The following is a 1,322-nucleotide window of genomic DNA, read 5'->3' as shown; positions in this document are numbered from 1 at the left end:
TGAACCGCCCCGGGTCTGCCGGAGGCTCCAACTTCCAAGTAGGATGGAGCCATGACGAGCAAGACGACGAACAAGTTCTCACCTGAGGTCCGCGAGCGGGCGGTGCGGCTGGTGCTCGACCAGGAGGGCGAGCACTCCTCGCGCTGGGTCGCCTGCGCCTCGATCGCCGCCAAGATCGGCTGCTCAACCCACACGCTGCTGGAGTGGGTCAAGCGGGCGGAGGTCGATGGCGGGAAGCGCGCTGGCGTTCCCTCCGACGTCGCGGAGAAGCTGAAGGCGCTCGAACGGGAGAACCGCGAGCTGCGCCAGGCCAACGAGATCCTGCGCAAGGCATCTGCTTATTTCGCCCAGGCGGAGCTCGACCGCCCGTTCAAACGATGATCGCCTTTATTGACGATCATCGCGACGTCTATGGGGTCGAGCCGATCTGCAAGGTCCTGCCGATCGCCCCGTCGACGTACTACGCACACCACGCCCAGCGCCGTGATCCCGCTCGGCGGTCTTGTCGGGCTCAGCGGGACGAGGTGCTGCGATCGGAGGTTACACGCGTCTTTGCCCAGAACTTTGAGGTCTATGGCGTGCGCAAGGTCTGGCGCCAGTTGATGCGGGAGGGCGTCGACGTTGCACGCTGCACCGTGGAACGGCTCATGCGTGAGCTGGGTCTCCAGGGCATCATCCGCGGCAAGCCGGCTCGCACGACCATCCAGGACAAGGCCGCCCCTTGTCCGCTCGATCACGTCAACCGCGTGTTCCATGCCCCAGCGCCGGATCGGCTGTGGCTCTCGGACTTCACCTACGTCTCGACGTGGTCTGGGTTCGTCTATGTGGCTTTTGTGATCGATGCCTATGCCCGCCGCATCGTGGGATGGCGGGTCAGCCGGACTGCCCATGCCAGCTTCGTTCTGGACGCGCTCGAGCAGGCCCTCCATGAGCGAAGGCCAGCCAGCAAAACTGGGCTCATCCACCATAGCGACCGCGGATCGCAATACGTCAGCATCCGCTACACCGAGCGCTTGGCAGAGGCTGGCATTGAGCCCTCCGTTGGCAGTGTCGGCGACAGCTACGACAACGCCCTCGCAGAGACCATCAACGGGCTCTACAAAGCCGAGCTCATCCATCGGCGCGGGCCTTGGCGGAGTTTCGAGGCGGTCGAGTTCGCGACGCTGACCTGGGTCGACTGGTTCAACAACCGCCGCCTCCTCGAACCCATCGGCAACATCCCGCCGGCCGAAGCCGAGGAACGCTATTACGCCTCGTTGGCAGAGACAGCGATGGCCGCATAACTTAAGACAACCGGCCTCCGGCAAAACCGGGGCGGTTCA

General features: G+C 64.4%; 1 protein-coding gene and 1 other annotated feature. The gene reads left to right on the top strand.

All coding sequences use genetic code 11. The annotated features are described in order from the left end of the window. The first annotated feature begins 51 nt into the window (after positions 1-51). Positions 52-1,283 (top strand): IS3 family transposase gene (locus C8P69_RS23355; protein ID WP_245902220.1). Its coding sequence is split into 2 segments (ribosomal slippage): positions 52-346 and positions 346-1,283, totalling 1,233 coding nucleotides; the frame shifts between segments, so codons are not numbered across the junction. Then, positions 336-452, top strand: a sequence feature (AL1L pseudoknot). (Overlaps the previous gene by 117 nt.) Positions 1,284-1,322: the final 39 nt, after the last annotated feature.

This window comes from Phreatobacter oligotrophus (assembly GCF_003046185.1).
GTDB classification, from domain to species: Bacteria; Pseudomonadota; Alphaproteobacteria; order Rhizobiales; family Phreatobacteraceae; genus Phreatobacter; species Phreatobacter oligotrophus.
Note: the sequence above shows the minus strand (reverse complement) of the source record. Positions and strands in the feature narration are given on the sequence as shown.